Genomic DNA, 1,089 nt, shown 5'->3' with positions numbered 1-1,089 from the left:
GGTGAGTTCCGCCCACTCGGCGGGGGCGACCAGAGGGTGGGCGAAGCCGGGGACCCCCAGGCCGACGCGCAGTTCGGTGCTGGGCGTGCCGGTCTTCGTGCTGGTCAGATGCGGCATGCCGCCTCCATCCAGATGTCGGCGAGGGACTCTTCGAGGTTGATGCGGGGGCGCCAGCCGAGCCGGTCGCGTGCGGTGCGCACGTCGGCCTGCTGCCAGCTGCCGCAACCGTCCGGATACGGGTACGCGACGGGCGCCGCGTGGTCCGACTCGGAGCGGGGGTGCCCGATGGTCGCCCTCAGCGGGCCGGGAGGACCGTCGAGTTCGTGGAGGGCGCCGCCGTATCCAGCGACCCGGGCCAGCACGGCGGCGGCGTCGCGGAGGCGGACGGCTCGGCCCGAGCCGATGTTGATGACGCCCTGTGCGGCGGAGAGGGAGGCCGCGTGGACGGCGCGGGCCACATCGCGGACGTCGACGAAGTCGCGCTGGGCGCCGAGGCCGCCGAGCTTGAGTTCACCGTCGCCGGACTGCATGGCGCGGCGCATGGCCTCCGCGAGACGGCCGAGCGGCGAGCCCGCGGGGGTGCCGGGGCCGGCCGGTGAGAAGACCCGCAGGACGACCGCGTCCAGACCGGAGCCGAGGACCAGTTCGGTGGCGGCGAGCTTGCTGACGCCGTACGGGCCGCCGGGGCGCGGGACCGCGTCTTCGGCCGTGGAGGAGCCCGGCTGGCTGGGCCCGTACTCGGCGCCGCAGCCGATCTGCACCAGACGGGCCCCGCAGCCGCTGCGGCGCAGGGCCTCGCAGACGGTGGCGACGGCGACCGTGTTGTGGCGGGTGAGTTCGCGGGCGCCGCCGCGGGTGGCGCCCGCGCAGTTGACGACGACCCCCGGGTGGACCGCGTCGAGGAAGCGGGTGAGGGCTCCCGGGCTGCCGGACGCGAGGTCGAAGCGCACGTCGGCGTCGTCACCGCGGCCGAGGGCGGTGAGCTGGACGGCGGGGTCGGCGAGCAGGCGGTCGGCGACGAAGCGGCCGAGGTAGCCGTTGGCTCCGATCAGCAGGACTCTCATCGGGCTGCTCCCGGGGCCTTGGGGG

At 75.8% G+C, this 1,089-nt stretch carries 1 protein-coding gene and 1 pseudogene; both read right to left on the bottom strand.

Annotation, left to right across the window (positions count from 1 at the left end; all coding sequences use genetic code 11):
• Positions 1-117: pseudogene (locus EHS43_RS48635) on the bottom strand (phage tail protein); the annotation flags it as partial.
• Positions 105-1,064, bottom strand: coding sequence for an NAD(P)-dependent oxidoreductase (locus tag EHS43_RS44990; RefSeq protein ID WP_037719791.1), 960 nt, complete (start codon positions 1,062-1,064; stop codon positions 105-107). The gene EHS43_RS44990 and the pseudogene EHS43_RS48635, both read right to left, overlap by 13 nt.
• Positions 1,065-1,089 lie beyond the last annotated feature (25 nt).

The organism is Streptomyces sp. RP5T, assembly GCF_003933965.1.
Classification (GTDB): domain Bacteria; phylum Actinomycetota; class Actinomycetes; order Streptomycetales; family Streptomycetaceae; genus Streptomyces.
This window is presented reverse-complemented; position numbering and strand designations above follow the sequence as displayed.